Annotated in this window: 14 protein-coding genes; 6 read left to right on the forward strand and 8 right to left on the reverse strand. The window is 63.8% G+C overall.

The genetic code is table 11. The features are described from left to right. Positions 1 to 12: 12 nt before the first annotated feature. Positions 13 to 477 carry a hypothetical protein gene (locus ACFMO7_RS12175; RefSeq protein WP_376795748.1) on the forward strand — a complete coding sequence of 155 codons (465 nt, stop codon included), beginning with the start codon at positions 13 to 15 and terminating at the stop codon, positions 475 to 477. An 81-nt stretch (positions 478 to 558) separates the two neighbouring features. Here the strand turns inward: ACFMO7_RS12175 and ACFMO7_RS12180 are convergent, their stop codons facing one another. From ACFMO7_RS12180 to ACFMO7_RS12205, 6 genes are all read right to left on the reverse strand, one after another. Continuing rightward, positions 559 to 1776, reverse strand: a complete 1218-nt coding sequence (locus ACFMO7_RS12180; protein ID WP_376795749.1) for a hypothetical protein — start codon at positions 1774 to 1776, stop codon at positions 559 to 561. Positions 1777 to 1861: 85 nt separating this feature from the next. Continuing rightward, on the reverse strand, positions 1862 to 2275 hold the full coding sequence (locus tag ACFMO7_RS12185) for a hypothetical protein (RefSeq protein WP_376795750.1): 414 nt from the start codon (positions 2273 to 2275) through the stop codon (positions 1862 to 1864). Positions 2276 to 2381: 106 nt separating this feature from the next. Continuing rightward, positions 2382 to 3593, reverse strand: coding sequence for an aminotransferase class V-fold PLP-dependent enzyme (locus tag ACFMO7_RS12190; RefSeq protein WP_376795751.1), 1212 nt, complete (start codon positions 3591 to 3593; stop codon positions 2382 to 2384). 487 nt (positions 3594 to 4080) lie between these two features. Beyond that, complete coding sequence (locus tag ACFMO7_RS12195; protein WP_376795752.1) at positions 4081 to 5265, reverse strand: cysteine desulfurase family protein; 1185 nt, start codon at positions 5263 to 5265, stop codon at positions 4081 to 4083. 62 nt (positions 5266 to 5327) lie between these two features. Next, positions 5328 to 6827, reverse strand: a complete 1500-nt coding sequence (locus tag ACFMO7_RS12200) for a pyridoxal phosphate-dependent decarboxylase family protein (protein WP_376795753.1) — start codon at positions 6825 to 6827, stop codon at positions 5328 to 5330. A 489-nt stretch (positions 6828 to 7316) separates the two neighbouring features. After that, positions 7317 to 7592, reverse strand: a complete 276-nt coding sequence (locus tag ACFMO7_RS12205) for a mycoredoxin (RefSeq protein ID WP_376795754.1) — start codon at positions 7590 to 7592, stop codon at positions 7317 to 7319. A gap of 414 nt (positions 7593 to 8006) precedes the next feature. On the opposite strand from ACFMO7_RS12205, the gene ACFMO7_RS12210 reads away from it, so the two are divergent. After that, positions 8007 to 8624, forward strand: a complete 618-nt coding sequence (locus ACFMO7_RS12210) for an RNA polymerase sigma factor (protein WP_376795755.1) — start codon at positions 8007 to 8009, stop codon at positions 8622 to 8624. Then, positions 8617 to 9465, forward strand: coding sequence for a methylated-DNA--[protein]-cysteine S-methyltransferase (locus ACFMO7_RS12215; protein WP_376795756.1), 849 nt, complete (start codon positions 8617 to 8619; stop codon positions 9463 to 9465). Before ACFMO7_RS12210 ends, ACFMO7_RS12215 begins: the two co-directional genes overlap by 8 nt. A gap of 33 nt (positions 9466 to 9498) precedes the next feature. On the opposite strand, the gene ACFMO7_RS12220 is transcribed toward ACFMO7_RS12215, so the two are convergent. Continuing rightward, positions 9499 to 10737 carry an NAD(P)/FAD-dependent oxidoreductase gene (locus tag ACFMO7_RS12220; RefSeq protein WP_376795757.1) on the reverse strand — a complete coding sequence of 413 codons (1239 nt, stop codon included), beginning with the start codon at positions 10735 to 10737 and terminating at the stop codon, positions 9499 to 9501. 120 nt (positions 10738 to 10857) lie between these two features. After that, positions 10858 to 11619, reverse strand: coding sequence for a PIG-L deacetylase family protein (locus ACFMO7_RS12225; protein WP_376795758.1), 762 nt, complete (start codon positions 11617 to 11619; stop codon positions 10858 to 10860). 344 nt (positions 11620 to 11963) lie between these two features. On the opposite strand from ACFMO7_RS12225, the gene ACFMO7_RS12230 reads away from it, so the two are divergent. The 3 genes from ACFMO7_RS12230 (at position 11964) to ACFMO7_RS12240 (ending at position 17313) form a co-directional block, all read left to right on the forward strand. Then, positions 11964 to 14801: a dynamin family protein gene (locus tag ACFMO7_RS12230; protein WP_376795759.1), complete on the forward strand. Its 2838-nt coding sequence runs from the start codon at positions 11964 to 11966 to the stop codon at positions 14799 to 14801. A 740-nt stretch (positions 14802 to 15541) separates the two neighbouring features. Next, entirely contained in the window at positions 15542 to 16414 is an 873-nt protein-coding gene (locus ACFMO7_RS12235) for a heme NO-binding domain-containing protein (protein WP_376795760.1), read from the forward strand. Positions 16415 to 16983: 569 nt separating this feature from the next. Beyond that, a complete protein-coding gene (locus ACFMO7_RS12240) occupies positions 16984 to 17313 on the forward strand; it encodes a hypothetical protein (RefSeq protein WP_376795761.1) in 330 nt (109 codons plus the stop codon). The last annotated feature ends 222 nt before the right edge of the window (positions 17314 to 17535 follow it).

Consider the following 17535-nt stretch of genomic DNA (forward strand, 5'->3'; position numbering starts at 1 on the left):
ACAAAGGAACCTATGAGCGAGAGCGAACAGGAACAGGGTAAAACACTCCCCGTCAGCGTGGTCCGCTTCGGTCTGGGCAAGGAGATCCAGCTCTATCCAGAGGAGCTGGCGGTGGTGAAGCGCGAGGAGGGCGAGGAGACACGCATCCCCCTGGCCGAGATCCAGCGTTTGATCTTGATGCCGGGCGATCCGAATCCCGCCAGGCTGATCCTGCTGGCTGATCTTGACGAGCATGAGACGGTGATGCTGGCCGAGGGAATGAGCAATGTACGCGATTTCCGCGCAATGCTCCCACGCCTGCGCGAGCTGGCGCCGCATATTCAATTCGATCCCCCAGATATGGAGGAGCAGCTTCGCCAGGCGCTCAATACGCGCCGCGCCTGGACTTTGACCTGCTATGGCGCTATTCTCCTGGTCTGCATCTTACTCTACGCGATTTATTTGTTGGTGGCCTATATCGGCAGTCATCACCCATGAGGAGAGCAGATCGACCACCGCAGCGGCTCTCGCCAGGCCCGCCAGCAGAGCCGGCAGGGGAGAGCCTCGCGCTGCCGACCGCTAGCGCTGCTCAGAGGGCGACTCCCCTCCTTGCCGATGCGGGGGTACGGCCGGCGGCAGGCGCTGCCCGGCCTCCCGCTCTTGGGCGGAAGGCCGCCCGTTCTGCCCCGCCGGGGGCGGGGAGACTCTGAGCAGCCCGCGCCGGTGACGGCGGTTGCTGCGCGTGAGCCAATAGAGCAGGGCGAAAAAGACTGCCGCCAGAAGCAGAGGAATAAGGCCGTTGCTGTTCCAACCGCCGCTACTGCCGGGGAAGACGTAGACGTCATCGACGGCGGCGTAGAGCTGGCTGTAGTCGCTAGCCCCCAGGGCCAGGGCATAGACCTGGCGATTCTTGGGCAGACCGCCGCTGCCGATGACCGCGCTCCAGACCTGTCCGCTGTCGTTGCTGCGCAGGACGCCGATGCTGGTGCCCAGGTAGAGGGTGGTTGGCGTGCGAAAGTCGATCAGGATAGCGCGCACGCTGAGGCGCGCCAGGCCCTCTTTGTTGCGCTGCCAGCTTGCCCCATTGTCGTGAGAGAGAAAGATACCCTGATCGGTACCGGCAAAGACCAGGTTCGGCTCGCCCCCGCTGAGGGCCGCCGGGCGTACACGGTAGACGGTGATGCCCGCTGGCAGGCCACGGCTGACAGCCTGCCAGCTCCGCCCATCATCGTCGGAGCGGTAGATGCCGCCGACAGTGGCCGCCCAGAGTCGCCCCTGATCGCTCACGTCGACCAGGTCATTGATCGGCTGGCCCGCCGGGAGGCCCCGATTGGCAGCCTGCCAGTGCTCCCCCCCATCGCTGCTTACAAAGACCCCATGACGGGCCGTACCAACGTAGAGGAGGCTAGCCCGCTCCAGATCAACGGCCAGGGCCGTGCAACTGTCGGCTGGGAGGCCCCGACTGGCAGCCTGCCAGTGCTCCCCCCCATCGCTGCTTACAAAGACCCCGCGATCGCTGGCGGCATAGAGACGACGTTCGCTGGCGTCAAAGCTGAGGGCATTCACCGCCAGCGGCAGAGGCAGACCGCGGTTACGCGCCTGCCAGTGCTGACCGGCGTCGTTGCTGGCAAAGATCCCCGCCTGGGCGTCACCGGCATAGAGCTGAAGCGGGTTGGCGGGGTTTACCACTAAGACCCGGATATGTTCCTGCTGCAGGCCGGTGGATTCCCAGGCCCCCCCAGCCAGAATGCCGCTGCTGGGAGCACAGGCCGCCAGGAGCGAGAGGAGCGCTCCCACGATGAGCATCCAGAGCAGGCCAGGGGCACGCCATGAGGGCCAGCGCCGCCAATGGCTAGAGCAGAGCGCTTGCTGCCGCAGCCTTTTACGAGCGGCGGCGGATGACCCGCTGGACGTAGATAACGGTCTCGTGAATCTCATAGCCCCGTGGCAACTTGGGCGCCTTCGCGGATGACAGCGGCTCCAGCGGCTTCAGATGACTGAGCAGCGGCAGCGCCTGGGCTGCCTGGCGTCCGGCACCCGCAGAGCGCGCTAGCAGCGAAGTCAGGCGCCTCCGTAGCAGCTCCAGGCCTACCCCTACCGCCAAGGCTCCTACCCCGGCGGCCACCCCCTGGACTGGACCGCGCAGAGCCGCCGGCCATTGCAGCCGGCGCGGCTCCAGGGCAGGCCGCGGCCTGGTCACCAGGCTGCGCGAGACCGGGATCACCAGTTCAGCTCCACAGACCGGACACCGCTGGTCCTCCGGAGCGCAACTGGCTTGACATTCAGGACAGACCATTGCTCTCCTCCCTTACGCTTACGTCCTTCATGTTCGTCATGTTCGCTTGACTCCCAGGTACAGAAATAGAACGGGCCGAGGCAGAGCCTGGTTTCGTTCCCCCGCCCTAGCTCTGGCCAGAGCGAGACCGCTCCTGTAGGATCTCCTCCAGCGCGGCAATCACAATGGCGTTCTCCTCGATCGTATTGTAGAAGTAGGGGGAGATGCGCACGAGACCGGGGCGCGAATCAACCACAATGTCGCGCTTGATTAGTTCGGCGACCACCTGCTCGGGCTGCTCTACCTCCAACATGACGATCGAGCTGCGCCGCTCCGGCTCGCGGGGAGCCCGCACCTGCCAGCCATGCTCGCGGGCCCTGGCGATCAGATCGTTGGTCAGGTAACGCGTGCGCTCGCAGATGGTCTCAACCCCAATCTCGCGCACAATCTCCATGCCCGCATTGGCAACATAGACAGAAGGCACCGCCGGCGTCCCCAGCTCGATCCGGGCTGCGTCCGGGCGAAAGGCCAGCTCGCGCGTCTTGAACTGGAACTGCTCACGATGGCCGAACCAGCCAGCTATCGTCGGCTCCAACTGCGAAAGCAGCCCCTCACGGATATAGACAAAGGCCAGGCCCGGCCCTCCCATCAGCCACTTCAGGGTGCCGCTCACCAGAATATCGATGTCCATAGCCTCGACATCGATGGGGATCTGCCCCGTGCCCTGGTAGTCATCGATCAGCAGGTAGGCCCCCTGCTTGTGGGCAATGTCGGCCACGGCCCGCACATCCTGGATGTAGCCACTGGTATAGAAGACGCGCGAAGTGGCTACCAGCAGCGTGCGCTCGTCGACCTTCTCCTCGAACAGCTCCGGGGGCGTGTAAATGCGGTCGGGACTTTCGACAAAGACGCACTCGACTCCCAGGCGCTGCTTGGCCAGCCACTGGTAGGCGAGGGTGGGAAAGTCCATGTCGGCCAATACAACCTTGTTGCGCTGACGATAATCAAAGGCGCTGGCAATCGCCCCAAGGGCCACGGAGACATTGGGCGCCAGAGCTACTTCGTGCGGCTCCGCGCCAATGATGGCCGCGAACTGACGCCGCGCCCGTTCTAGCTCACCCAGCCAAAGCTCGTACCAGGCATGCGCCCCCCATTCGTTCCAGCGCTCCATAAATTCGGCCAGACGCGCCATCCCGCGCTGCGAGAGGGCCCCCAGCGAGCAGCTATTGAGATAGGTCTTGCGCTGGAGAATGGGGAACTCCTGCCGATAGCTCTCTAGCTCAGGATGCTCTACCGCAGGCGGTGCCGGATACGGCACACGCGACGCATCCGTGGTCATGGCTGCTTGCTCCTTGCTCATGTCTTTGCAGGTTGCCTGTGGTGTGGCGTGGACCACCGCTGTGCTGAGGTGTTCAGGCCATATGTAAGTCAGCCCGGCTCAGCCTGTCCACACCTGGAAGGGCCTGGCGATCTAGCCAGGGCCGGCCCGCTGGCCGTGGCACCGGAAGAGGGTCCGCCGCGGGGGACCTCGTTAGCAGCCTCAATCCCTGCCTCCAGCCCGGCCCAGCGCCGGACTGCAGAGTGCTGAAGACAAGACGTCGGGGCCTGGTCTCGTCCACGCAGCCCCTTTTTCGGCTCTCTTTCTATCTATTCTAGCTATTCTCGCGATGCTCAGGTCCCCCTTCATCCCCCCGGCCCCATCGGCATCCGCTACTAGCGCAGAGTATAGCAGATCCGCCGTTCCTTGTCCTCCTCCCACCACCCCACCTCGGAGGTCGGGGGGCAAGAGCAGCCAGACTGGCATTCCTCCTATCTATCTAGTCTATCTAGACCTGCCCCCGGCGCATCAGAGTTCCGATGCTACGCAGCAGCGCGACCGCGGCCCGCTCGACCTCGTCGACGCGGCTCCAGCGTCCGAGCGTCAGACGCAAGGCCCCCAGGGCACGCTCACGGCTCAGTCCCATCGCCAGGAGGACCGGCGAGGGGTCGGCGCTGCCTTCATGGCAGGCTGAGCCGGTTGAAGCCGCAACCTCGGGCGTGGCCGCCAGAATCTCCTCGCCGCTGAGACCGGCGACGCTGACATTGAGGGTGTTGGGCAGGCGCTCCTCGGGATGGCCGTTGAGCTGGAGACGCTCGCCCAGGCCCTCGTGCAGGCGCTGCCAGAGCAGATCGCGCAGGCGTTGCAAGCGGGCCCTTTCCGAGGACAGACGCTCAGCCGCCAGGCGGCAGGCAGCCCCCAGGGCTACGCAGGCCGCCACGTTCTCGGTTCCGGCTCGCAGGCCACGCTCCTGCCCTCCTCCGTAGAGGACCGGCTCCAGGTCAAGGTTGAGGCCATGGCGGACATAGAGCGCACCGATCCCTTTGGGAGCATAGAGCTTGTGACCGGCCACCGTTAGCAGGTCTACACCCAGCTCGGCGACGGGCGTGGGGATCTTAGCCACGCTTTGCGCCGCGTCGCTGTGCACGAGCGCGCCGTAGCGGTGAGCAATGGCTGCGATCTCGACCAGCGGCTGCACTGTGCCGGTCTCGTTGTTGGCGTGCATGATGCTCACCAGGATGGTGCGCCGATCGATCGCGCGCTCAACCTCTTCCGGCCGAACGCGCCCGTACTCGTCGACCGGCAGATAGGTGATGCGGAAGCCGTGGAGCCGCTCCAGGGCACGGCAGGTATTGAGGACCGCCGGATGCTCGCTGACCTGGGTAATGATATGGTCACCCTGCGTCCGCCGTGCCAGGGCCACGCCTCGCAAGGCCAGGTTGTCGCTCTCGGAGCCTCCCCCGGTGAAGATGATTTCCGCCGGCCTGCAGCCCAGCAGATCGGCCACCTCGGCCCGCGCGCGCTCGATGGCCTGATGGGCCACCCAACCGTAGCTATGAGCACTGGAGGGATTGCCGAAGTGCTCGCGCAGGTAGGGGAGCATGGCTTCAAGCACTACAGGATCGACCGGCGTGGTGGCATTGTAGTCGAGATAGATCGGGTCGCCGCGCAGTCCAGGATGGCGCAGGCTCACACTGACCTCCTTCCTGACTCACTGTTGTTGTCAGCCTCCCTTTGATGCAAGGGCTGCGATGCCTAGAAGCCTCGGGCCAGCTCCTCCTGTAGTCCATCTTGCAGCTCACGCCAGAGGCCGCGCACGGTCTCCTCGCTGGTACGCAGGTTGCCGATGGCGGCCCGCAGGCTATATCTGCCGCGCAGCCTGGTATGCGAGAGAAAATAGTGGCCCGCCCCATTGATGCGATTGAGCAGGCGCTCGTTAAGGGAGGTCAACCGCTCTTCGTCGTCGAGACCACGCGGATGGGCCCGGAAGCAGACCGTACTGAAGGGAGTGGGGGCCAGACGCTCGAAGTCGGGGGCCTCGTCGATCCACTGCGCCAACAGGTGGCCAAGACGGATGTGCTCGCGCAAGCGGGCCTGCAGACCCTCCTGCCCAAAGTAGCGCATGATCATCCAGAGCTTCAAGGCCCGGAAGCGCCGCCCAAGCGAGATCCCATAATCCATCAGATTGGGAGCCTCCTCCTCGGTGCGCAGGATCTCGAGGACTAGACTGAAGGTCGCCTTGACAATCTCGGGCTTGCGCGTGAAAAAGACGCTGCAGTCGAGCGGCGTGAAGAGCCACTTGTGAGGGTTGACGATAAAGCTGTCGGCCCGCTCGCAGCCAGCCAGGATATGGCGGTACTCCGGCAGCAAGGCGGCAGAGCCAGCGTACGAGGCATCGATGTGCAGCCAGAGACCATAGCGCTCGCAGAGATCGGCGATCGCCGGAACCGGATCGACGCTGGTGGTAGAAGTTGTCCCAACGGTCGCCACGACGGCAAAGGGTCGCCAACCAGCCGCCAGGTCCTCTTTGATGGCCCGCTCCAGGGCGGCAACATCCATGCGGTATTCGTCATCGACAGGAATCTTGCGCAGCCCCTCCAGCCCCACACCCAGAACAATGCCAGCCTTGTCGACGGCGGAGTGAGCTTCCTGCGAGGCATAATAGCGCAGCCGCGGAACCTCGGGCCGCCCACTCATACCGCGCTGACGGATCTGGAGGTCGCTGAGAGCCTCGCGCGCCGCCGCCAGGGCGTAGAGCGTGCCAGCCGAGGCGGTGTCGTTGATGACCCCAAAGAGCGGCCCTGGCAAGCCAAGCATCTGTCGGAGCCAATCAAGGGCCACCTGCTCTAGCTCGGTGGCCGCCGGCGAGGTGCGCCAGAGCATGGCATTAACGTTGAGGGCCGCTGTCAGCATCTCGCCGAGGATCCCCGGTCCGGAGCCGGTAATGCCAAAGAAAGCCATGAAGCCCGGCGCGTTCCAGTGGGTAATGCCGGGCAGGAGAATGCGCTCAAAGTCGGCAAGGATGGCCTGCATCGATTCGGGCTGCTGCGGCGGCTGGGCCGGCAAGGCCCGCCGGATGTCGCCCGGCTGGGTGCGCGCCAGGACGGGATAGTCAGCGGCATGCTCGAGATAATCGGCCATCCAGTCAACCACCTGATGGGCATAGAGGCGAAAGCTGGCCGGGTCCATGTCGCCAGTGGCTTGCTCTTGCTGGGCAGAATCAAGGGCTGCTCGCTTCTGCTCTCTCTCTTCCATAGCCAGAATTCCTGCTCCTCTCGACATCAACGGCCTCGCCCCGCCTCCCACGGGCTTCCAGCCACCGGGGACTATGGCCCCGAGCAGAGTGCCGGAGACCTTGTCCGCGAGGCACTCGCCTGGCCAATCCCTCACCAGGTGAGAGCGAGAGCGGGAAACCCAGGAGCCGGACGAGGACCGATCGTTTAGATCTTATCACATCTGGCTTGAGGGAGGGGACGCCCCAGGCACCGGCTGGCCCCGGCGCTCTTCAGAGAAGAGGGAAGAGGATAAGAAGAAGAGAAAGCGAGCCAGCCCCCAAGCCACCACCAGCATCCTCCCTCCCATGGTCTCGCCCTGTTCCTCATTCCTCCGATCACCAAGCAAGAGGGAGAAACTCAGAGAGAGAACAAAGGAGAGGAGAAGGAGGATGCTGCGGTGCTAGGCTAGCGCCGGCCCGCTGAGTAGATAGGCAATGATACGCGACTACGGGCCTTGAGTGATCAGCTCTTAGCTGAGGCCAAACTTCTGGGCCAGCTCGCGGTTGGATGGCTCGACGAGGACGGTGCCATCGGGAAAGACGATGGTGGGAACGCTGCGCATACCCCCATTGACCCGCATGACGTAGGCAGCCGCCTGCTCGTCTTTTTCTATATCGATGTAGTCATAGACGATGTGGTGTTCATCGAGCCAGCGCTTTGCTCTGCGACAATCACCACACCAGCTCGTTGCATATACCTTGATTTGCTGTTGGGTAATAGTCGAAGCGGTAGCGTGTCTTTCCACTGGGATAGCTCCTTGGGAATGCGATGATAGTGGAGGGCCGAACCCCGGGTTACACTTTATAGAAACACGCCCGGCACGTTCATCTATTCCTGAGCCTCCGCTCTGGACCGATGTGCCCCATGCCAGTCCAGCGCCGGACCTGCTCTCGGCCACCGCTTTGGGGTCAGAGAGGCTGGCGGAGGGAGATGCTGCAACCTTTTTCGTCCTTTGGATGTTATAAGGATCAGGCGCGGGGAGGAACATCTCTTCTGCAAGCGAGATGATAAGCTAAGCGGGAGGCAGAAGGAAGAAAGGAGAGGAGGCCAACGCAAGCTGTGATGCCGGCATCCACAAAGACAACTACCAAGCGCAGCAGATCGTGCCTGTCGCGGCAAGATTCCGGGGTAGGTCAGGGTCTGGGGCAGGGCAGTGCCCATGACCCACACTGACAGGCCCAACTCTGATCAGGAGCAGGCACTCCTTTCTGGCCTGCTCGCCGATCTCGATCACTGCTTTGAGCAGGTCGTTATGTATTATGAGCAGCGTCTCTTTGCTTTCGCCCTGCGCCTGAGCGGAAGCTACGAGGAGGCACAAGAGATTACCCAGGACGCCTTCGTGCGGGCCTATCACGCCCTGGCCAGCTATCCCCGCGAGCAGTTGCGCGGCCTGGCCCTGCGCTCCTGGCTCTATCAGATCGTTCTCAACGTAACGCGCAACCACCTGCGCAAGAGCCGTCGTCTGCCCACCAGCATTTCGCTGGAGGAGGTCGGCATCGGTCATAGCGAGGAGCCGGAGAGCGCGCCCGCTGACAGTCCCGAGGCCTGCCTGGAGGCCCACGAGCGACAGCGTCTTCTGCAGCAAGCGCTGCAGACCTTGCCGCTCGCCTATCGCGAGGTGGTCGTCTTGCGACACCTCGAAGGTCTGAGCTACGTCGAAATGGCACGCCTGCTCAATCAGCCAGTGGGCACAGTCAAAGCGCGAGTACACCGTGGCCTGGCGCAGCTACGCCGGGTCCTGGTCGACTATCATGCCCATGAGGTGCTCTATGACTGAGAAGCAATCCTGCAACAGCCTGGAGCCGGCACAGCAACTTGTTCGCGAGCTGCGTGCCCTCCAACGGGGGGTCCTCCCCCCACCCACCCTACGCTCTCGCGTCTTGATCCGGGTCGGACTGGCGGACGGTTATCTGTGTCTCCCTTCACCGCTCGGGCCGGTCTTCGTGGCGCTGAACTCCTACGGCATTTCAGCCGTGGACCATGCCGCAGATGCCACTCACTTCGAGGAGCGCTTTCGGGCCCAGTTTGGACGGACCATCTTTCCACTCGATCGTGACGAGGCCCAGGCCTGGGCCTGGCGGATCGAGTCAGCCCTGCAGACGGGTCAGACGGCAACCCTGCCTTACGATCTACGCGGGCGCAGTCCTTTCGAACAGGCCGTACTCTGCAAGACCTTGCTGATCCCCTACGGCGAGGTACGCCCCTACGCCTGGGTAGCGCGCGAGATCGGGCAGCCACGGGCCGTACGGGCCGTGGGCAGCGCCCTGGCTCGCAATCCTATCCCGCTGCTGATCCCCTGTCACCGCGTGGTGCGCAGCGATTGCCAGATCGGCAACTACAGCCTGGGCGGCCCCGCCAATAAGCGAGCCTTGCTGCAAGCTGAAGGCGTCGATCTGGCTCTGATGGAGCAGCTCGCCGCCAGGGGGGTGCGCTACATCGGCAGCAAGACGACGCACATCTACTGCTTCCCAACCTGCCAGTACGCCCGCCGTATCGCCCCGGAGCATCGCCAGTCCCTGCATTCACCGGAGGAGGCGGCCCGTCTCGGCTATCGGCCCTGCCAGCGATGTCGTCCCGCCCCTCCCACCGGTCTGCGCGCCAGTGGGGCCGGCAAGTAAACCGCCAGCGGGTGCCCGCCGGCCCCTGGCACCTCAGCCGGCGCTAGCCCCCTGGCCCAGGCGCTCGAGCAATCGCTCCAGCAGCCGTCGGCCTCCGCTGGCAACCAGACGCGGGCTACGCGCCATGATCCCCATGAGCAGGCCCGCTGTGAACTCGCCGCGCATGGCCTGGGCCCACTGAGCGGGGGTCAGGCGTCGGAGCAGGATCAGGGCATCGTCCCACTGTTCATCGCGGTAGGCGGCGATGTGGCGATTGATCAGATAGGCCAGCTCCATCTCGCGCCCAAAGCGAGCGCGCCAGCGCCGGTCGAAACGCTCAAGGAAAGCAGCCGAGGTATTGCCCTCCCTGATGGCCTCCGCCGCAACCTCGCCGGCCAGGCGTCCGGCATAGATGGCAAAGCGAATGCCCTCGCCCACCAGCGTCGACCCGTGGCCGCCGGCATCCCCCGCCAGCAAGAGGCCCGCCGCGGAGAACCGTTCCGCCGGCCCCTCCGCCGGAAAGAGGCCCGTGTGATACTCCAGCGGACTGGCCCCCCGCAGCTTCTCGCGCAGGTGCGGCTCCTCACGAACAAGATACTCCAGATAGCGGCGCGCATCATCGTCGCTATCGGGATGAATGACCCCGACGCCGACGCGCACCCGTCCCTGGCCGCGGGGAAAGACCCAGGCGTAGCCGCTGGGAGCCACCGCGCTCCCCATTAACAGGTACAGCTCTTCCTGGGGATAGTGCGGGGCATAGAGATCGTACTCCGCCCCGTAGCCATAGCGCCGGAAGGCGCCAGCCAGCCCCGCCCTCACGGCTATATGACGGGCCATGCCGCTGGCGTCGATGGTCAGGGCGGCCCCGATAGTCAGGCGGCGCCCCCGCTCGTCGCGCACCGTGACCCCGCTCACGCGCCCATCCTCAAGCAGCACCTGGTCGACCGCATGGCGCAGGCGCAGCTCTGCACCGGCAGCGATGGCACGAGCAGCCAGATGCTGATAGAGAGCGCGCACATCGAGAACGCACGCCACCGGCGGATCATAGCGCAGCGCCACCTCCTGCCGCGGCGAGAGAAAAAAGACCTGCGGGATCGGATGGTAGAGCTGGGCTGGCACGCCCAGCTCCTGCATATCCTTGATCCAGCTTCCGCCGCTGGTATGGACCGGATAGCCGATCTCGCTCTGCCGTTCCAAGACCAGGACCCTGATCCCCTGGCGTGCCACCGCCTCAGCGGCGGCCAGTCCCGCCGGTCCCCCCCCCACAACGACAACATCCCTGGACTCCTGCATAGGCACTGTCCTCTTCCTTTCTGCTCTGCTTCGTTTCTCCCTGGTTTCTGGCCTGGACCCCCGCCGGGTCAAACTGCCCGAGCGCTCCGCAGGCCCGCCTCGCCCAGGCAGCAGCCGCGGCTAGCGCCCGTTTTCCGTGCGATGAAACTCCTCGGCATAGGCGAGCTGATGGCGGGCGCCGCACTCCTGAGCTCCACGCCGCACGCGCTCCACCACCTGCTCAAAATGGTCCCCAACCTGGCTGGCATGGGCCTGCAGTGCCTGCAGCTTCAGCTCGATAGTTTCAGAAATGTCTTCGGCATGGTTGGGCACGGGCGCCCCCATAATGTAGATCTCGCGCACCCGATGGGGCCGCAGCCCCTCGGTCAACAGCTCCGGGAAGTCCCAGGCGTTCTGGGAAGCGGGGTAGATCGCCTCCAGGGCCATACGCCCCGCTGTCAGATGGTCAGGATGATAGCGGCCCAGCATGAGGACAGGCGTCCACGAGCGCTCGGGCGACTGGCAGACCACGCGTGTGGGACGATAGAGGCGCAGCAGCCGCACCAGCTCACGCTTCAGCTCGCGCGTTGGCTGGAGCTGCCCATCGGGGTAATCCAGGAAAATCACCTCTTTCACACCCAGCACCTGACAGGCCGCCCGCTGCTCAGCCTTGCGCGTCTCAATGGTGCGCTGCCGTGCCTCCACGCTGACATCCAGGGCCTCATCCGGTCCTCCCCCTCCTCCATCGGTGCAGATGACATAGTAGACCTCCCATCCCTCACGCACCCAACGCGCCACGCTGCCGGCACAGCCGAACTCCGCATCATCGGGATGGGCCACAATCACCATTGCACGCCTGGCTTGCTCTCTCGCTGTCACAACCGTTGCTTCTTGTCCCTGCATCAAAAGACACGCTCCTCTAGGACCTCATAAGGGGATTGATTGGGGAAGTCGGCCCTATTGTATCACGCCTGCCCCCTTCTGCCTATCGCTGAGCTAGCTCGCCGCAGCCCTTCTGGCCGGCAACGAGCCTTCCTTCACCGCCAGCCGTCATTCAAGGAGCAAGGCCCGCCAAAAAAGCGCTCTCCCTATCCCCCAAGAGGGCAGCAGCGCCAGAGGCCAGGTGGTACTTTCATGCTAGAGAGGGCCGGGGGCCACAAAAATCTATTAACATGAAAGCATCCTATTTCAATGCTATCTCGCCTTAACGGTCAAAATCTGTGGAAGGGAAGTACACAAAAAGACGTATGCAGTTTACTAGACAGGCTCAACAGCAACCGCAACAATTAATGACCTGTCCCCAGTGCGATAACGTCGTGCCCGTTGGCGCACCCTTCTGCAACATCTGCGGGACACGTCTCTATCCGCCGCCTACGACCGCGCAGAACACGCTGCCCACGGCTGGCGCCGGTGCCCCAGTTGCCACCAATGCGGCCCCTGCCCAGGCTGGCGCGGCTCCCACTGCCCCACCATCTCCCACTACTTACAATGAGGAGGAAGACGAAGAGGAAGAAGAATACGATTATGAGGAGGAAGGGGAAGAGGGGGAGGAGGAAGAGGAAGGCGAGAGTGGAAAGGCCACCCCCACCGCGGCCCCCCCTCCGGCCCCGGGTGAGATCCACAGCCTGCTCCAGCGTCTGGAGGAGCAGGTCGGTCAGATCGATATTTATTTCCCGGCCAACCTGCCCGACAAGGTCCAGAAGATCAACGCCTGGAAAAAGCAGCTTCAACGCGCCTCGGCCTGCGCCCGCCTGCTGGAGCGCCCCCAGATCCAGCAGATCGAGTCGCAGCAGGCTCTGCGCCTGCGCCACCATATTGCCGAGGCAGCCCGAGCCCTGGACTACACGCGCGAATACACCGTCAAGCTGGTCGGTCACGCTGGCGCCGGCAAGAGCACCCTGCTGGCGGCCCTCATCGGTCAAGATATTTTCCCGCGCCTGGCCGGTGGAGCTGTCACCGGCGTCCGCACGCGCGTGCGCCTCTGCCGCGACGACGAGCCGGAGGAGATGCGCGTTCATTTCTTGACGCGAGCCGCCTTCGGCCATCTGCTCAGCCAGACCCAGCAGGCCATCAAGACGGCACCAACCCAGAAAATGCGCGAAGCCCTGGCTGCCGAGTTAAATATTCTCCTCAAGGCCAGCGAGGCCTTCGGCGACACCTACCTGAAGGACGATCAGCCCTACGTGGAGGTGGTGCCTCGCGAGCGCTGGAAGAGCGAAAGCCGTCGCTACATCGAGGAGCCGGCCCGCGATAGCGAGGAGCCGCGCCTGACGCGCGTCATCGACTTTGTAGAGTACCGCGTCCACGCCGGACCGCGCTCGGTCCTGCCACCCAACAGCGTGCTGGTAGATCTGCCCGGCGGGGCCGCCGGCCAGATTTACCACGATCTGATGCTGCGCGAGGAGCTGAAGCAGGTCGATGCCCTGCTCCTGGTCATCGGCAACAACCGCTTCGGCGACGATGAGCGCATCCAGCGCATCTTTGAGGAGGTGCGCCAGGCGGTGCTACAGAACCGCGCCTTCGACGTGGCCAGCCGCATGCTCTTCCTGGTGGTGACCCACTGGGATGAGATCAATTCGCCGGCCAGCCAGGAGAAGGCGCTCGGCAGCCTGCGCCCCTTCCTGCGCGAGCTGCCCCCAGGCTACGCCAGCTACCACCGTCATGGGCCACGCCACACCTATTTCTTCTATCCCCTCCGCGCCCTCGACGCCCTGCTGGCTACGCTGGGCCTGACTGGTACCTCCCTGGATGAGGAGCGCCAGCAGGAGGGCCGCGAGTACGCCGGTCGCGTCCTGGGTGTCTACCCCGAGCTGCTCAAGCTGGCTCCCTCGCTGCCCCCAACCACCAGCGCCCAGGAGTTCGAGCAGGTCACGCGCGAGCAGCATGAAGCTATGCTGCAGTACAGCGGCCTGCCGGAGCTGACCCAGGATCTGCAGGTCTTCCTGACGGAGAACCGCTACGAGGTGCAGCTGCGCCACGCAGAGACTCAACTGGCGATGGCCCTGCAGTTGACCGAAGATCTGTGCTGGGAGCAAATGGGCCAGCTCGGCGTCGAAAGCCACGATCTGCAGGAGCTGCAACAGGAAATGCGCTCGCGCCAAGCACGCCGCAGCGCCGCTCGCTTCGAGCACCTGCAGCGCCGCACGAACGCCATGCTGGATGCCTGGAACGATGCTCTGCGCCAGTTCGACGCCGCTATCAGCAGCGAGAAGAGCGTCTTCCAGCGCGTGCTGCAGACGGCCCACGAGCGCGCCGCCCAGCGCGTCAAGATCCGCATCACTCAGGGCTACTTCGACCACTATATCAAGGTCGGCAACCGCCGCCCAGAGGATTCGCCAGCGATGGAGATCGGCAATCGCTGGACGGATATCGATGGCTGGGGCCTGATTAAGGCCCTGCGCCAGAGCCTGTGCATGGCCCTGGAGCGCGAGCTGAACGATCCAGCCCGCACGCTGGCCGAAGCTTTCCTGATGCCCATTGCTTATAAGGAGGAGGTCGACGGCTCACTCGATATCAATCGGGTGGCCCTCGGCGAGTTCGGCGGCGAGCTGGACGAGATTCAGAAGGCGTACAACAAGCTGAAGCGCAGCATCCGCGAGAAGGCCCGCGACATCTGTCTCTATGTGACCCTGGGCGAGCTTCTCAACGAGGAGAAGTACGCTCCAACCCGCGAGAATCCAGCCGTGGGAGCCCTCTATCGCCTGACAAGCACTCAGGGGAAGGCCGAGGAGATCATCCAGCAGGCCCGCCGCCTGATGGTGCCAATCCTCGATACGATCTGCAATGGCCTGGCCCGCAGCACGGAGCAGCGCATCGCCCGCCTCTTCCGCTACGAGCTGGATAAGCTCCAGGAGCGCCAGGTCTACGATAGCGATCGCTTGGAGGCTCAGCCCGTGTCACAAAATGGTACCTTCTCCGATATCGTGACGCGCCTCTACAGCCACCTGACCGAGCGCGTGCATACGTCGGAAGCCCTGCGCCAGCAGCTCGATAATCTGCAAGCGCAACGTGAGGCGGCTCTGGATCAGTGGGTCGACCTGATCCAGGAGGTGGAGGCTCTCAAGACGATCCATCGCCAGGAGTAGGGCAAGGCGCCGCGAGGCGCCCTTCGCTACCTGCCAGCCCAAGACAATAGACAGAGCGGGCAGCTTCGTCCCCAGCGTGTGCTGACCCGGGACGCGCTGCCCGCTTTTCTCTATCCTCCATCGGCCCAGCCTGCTCCTCCCTCCGACGACGACCAGCTCCTTTTCTCTTCTCACTGACTAAAAAAGGCGGGGAGGGAGGACGCTCAGGGCCACGCCTCTCCCTCCCCGCCCCCTCTTCCCCACAACAAACCCGCCTGCAAGATCACGCCGCATCTCAGCCCTCCAGGGGCCGCCTCCCATTGTCACCCCGAGCACTACGATAGAGGCCGCACGCTTCGATCCCGGTGAATATCGCGTTGAGATGCAATGAAGATCTAGAGAAAGTCGCTCCTGACAGTTGAGAAATATTCATATGCCGCTCTCAGGCGCGACCAGACCTCTTTCCTGTCCTCCCGGTATCCCCCAAGCAGCTCGCTTGCTCCCTGGATGAGCCTCCATCAACAGTATAGCTTTAGCTGCGATAGAGCCTCTACTATCTATCAATCATTTATCACACAAAAAGTAATGGTACCTGTGGCCTATATATTCATCCAGGCAACAAGCATGCTGCGTACCAGGGATATGAGGCTCAGCCCCGTTCAGGCGCCCACGGCTCTGGGCCAGCGAGAGCAGACGCCGCCGCCGGTGCGGAGGGCCTTGGGGCTGGGCCAGGCAATGGAGATAGAAGGAGGCCAGAAACGATGCACGGTCTCATTTTTACAACCTGGGAAAAGTATCTGGGCGAGCGTTTCGGCGGTGGCCTGTTGAGCGCCTATCGCGAGGCTATCGGCGAGTCCCCGAGCGCCACGCCTTTGGTTAGCCGCCTCTATGACGACGGTGTGCTCTTAGAGGGCGTGGCCACGGCCAGCCGTCTTAGCGGCCACTCCCCAGAGCAGCTGCTGCGCGAATATGGGCGCTACTTTATCATGAACAGCCTCACCGGCCATCTCTGCAAGTATATTCTTTCGGGCGTGAGCAGCGCCTATGACCTGCTGCTGACGATGCGCGATGTTCACAGTCGTCTTCGCAAGACCGCTGGGGGACTGACCCCCCCACTCTTCAACTATGAGTTCGCCCCCCATGAGCGCAGCGTCGTCCTGATCTATGATAGTCCCCGGCAGTTGTGCCCGGTCCTGCTCGGGGCCATCGAGGGCGCTGCTGAGCGCTATGGGGAGGAGGTCACCATTTATGAACACAGCTGCATGAAGCGTGGCGATCCTGTCTGCCGTATTGAGGCGACTTTTGCCCGTGGAACGAGAAGCGCCGAGCAGCTCTCGGAGCAGGCGCGGGCCAATGCCTTTGAGCAGCAGGCGCACCAGAACGCCCTGCGCGAGCTGGGCAAGCGTATTTTGACGGTTCTCCCGCCAGAGGAGGCTCAGGCGCTGACGCTGCGAGAGATTCGCCAGGCGCTCCAGGCACGCTATCGCCTCAGCCCGCCCTACCTGCGCCCGGCAGTGCTGCTGCAAGTCCTCCGCCACCTGCAGTTTGCCGGCTACGTGGCCAGCAGCGAGCAGCCTGAGGTTGATCTGATGACGCGCCGCTACTGGCGCGTGAGTACCTACTGGGAGCCGTAACGTTAGGCCGGCTGCTCGCCAGTCAGCCCGACTGGCTCTCGCGCCGAGGCCCGGGGCAAGGCAGTCTTCCGTGGCCTGGCGCCGCAGCCCTGGCCGGCCTTGAGCAAGCCGCGCACCCTCTTCTCCCTCTGGCAGGTACCAGGAAGCCGACCTTTCCTGATTGATTTTCCCCAGGGCAGCCAGGGGAAGGTCCCTGCCTTTTGCCAGCTCGCGGCGCTCCCGCGGTTCGCTGGTTCATGGGATCCTTTACGAGAGCAGCAGCGATGGTGCAAGCCATTGCCATGATCTTTGACAAGATCGTCCTGGCAGGCCGCTGGCTGCCCTGGAGTTTCTCCCCAGTAAGGGCAAGAGAGGCGCTGTCTGAGGAGGCAGCCGCCACCAGGCTCGTGGGATATCCTTCGTCTGCCTGCAGCTCTTGCTCGCCCGCTCTTCTTTAGCTCGTCCGCTCCTGCCTTGAAACGCTTTCCTGGTAGAAGGGCGTGATAGGGATGGGTACGACAGTACCAGCACGATGGGGCTGGCAGGAACCTTCTTTTGTTCTGCTTGTCTGGAGAGGAGATGCAAGTGTGATGGCCACCTGGAATGCTGCTGATGTCGAGAAGGGGCTGAGCGTCTATAGCGCCGATCAGCACCACCTGGGTCGGGTGGTGGCAGTTTATCCGGAGAGCGTGCGGGTACGCCGGGGACCACTGTTCTTCTGGACAGACCGCTTTTATCCCTATACGGCTATCGCAGGGCGCCAGGGGCGACGCCTGCTGCTGAAGATGAGCGCCGCCGAGGCTCACGATGAGCAGTGGCGCAAGCGTCCGGCCTACGAGGAGCACCCGGGAGATGTGCTGCAGAGCTTCTACGACCGCGGCCATGGCATAGAGGATCCCCTTGATCCCGAGCGGGAATGAGCTGCTGCTCATCCAGGCGTCCTCCTTCCTGTTCACTACCTGTTCCGGCCACTTTGAGCGTCTTTAGAAGGTGACTACTCCCCTGGTCTGATCCAGGAGCTTCCAGGGAATCTTCACTCAGGCCCTGGTGTCCCAGAACTTCCCGAATTCGGGCAGCTTTCAGGTCCGCACAGCACGACAGCGAGCCAGCATAACCGGAGAGATCGGCAACCCGTTCGTTCG

Source organism: Thermogemmatispora sp., from assembly GCF_042408735.1.
GTDB lineage: Bacteria > Chloroflexota > Ktedonobacteria > Ktedonobacterales > Ktedonobacteraceae > Thermogemmatispora.

What these genes read in the sequence shown, in the direction of transcription:
- ACFMO7_RS12175 (WP_376795748.1), top strand. Translation starts at nt 13, where the DNA reads ATGAGCGAGAGCGAACAGGAACAGGGTAAAACACTCCCCGTCAGCGTG.
- ACFMO7_RS12185 (WP_376795750.1), bottom strand. Translation starts at nt 2,275, where the DNA reads ATGGTCTGTCCTGAATGTCAAGCCAGTTGCGCTCCGGAGGACCAGCGG.
- ACFMO7_RS12190 (WP_376795751.1), bottom strand. Translation starts at nt 3,593, where the DNA reads ATGACCACGGATGCGTCGCGTGTGCCGTATCCGGCACCGCCTGCGGTA.
- ACFMO7_RS12200 (WP_376795753.1), bottom strand. Translation starts at nt 6,827, where the DNA reads ATGGAAGAGAGAGAGCAGAAGCGAGCAGCCCTTGATTCTGCCCAGCAA.
- ACFMO7_RS12210 (WP_376795755.1), top strand. Translation starts at nt 8,007, where the DNA reads ATGACCCACACTGACAGGCCCAACTCTGATCAGGAGCAGGCACTCCTT.
- ACFMO7_RS12215 (WP_376795756.1), top strand. Translation starts at nt 8,617, where the DNA reads ATGACTGAGAAGCAATCCTGCAACAGCCTGGAGCCGGCACAGCAACTT.
- ACFMO7_RS12220 (WP_376795757.1), bottom strand. Translation starts at nt 10,737, where the DNA reads ATGCAGGAGTCCAGGGATGTTGTCGTTGTGGGGGGGGGACCGGCGGGA.
- ACFMO7_RS12225 (WP_376795758.1), bottom strand. Translation starts at nt 11,619, where the DNA reads ATGCAGGGACAAGAAGCAACGGTTGTGACAGCGAGAGAGCAAGCCAGG.
- ACFMO7_RS12230 (WP_376795759.1), top strand. Translation starts at nt 11,964, where the DNA reads ATGCAGTTTACTAGACAGGCTCAACAGCAACCGCAACAATTAATGACC.
- ACFMO7_RS12235 (WP_376795760.1), top strand. Translation starts at nt 15,542, where the DNA reads ATGCACGGTCTCATTTTTACAACCTGGGAAAAGTATCTGGGCGAGCGT.
- ACFMO7_RS12240 (WP_376795761.1), top strand. Translation starts at nt 16,984, where the DNA reads ATGGCCACCTGGAATGCTGCTGATGTCGAGAAGGGGCTGAGCGTCTAT.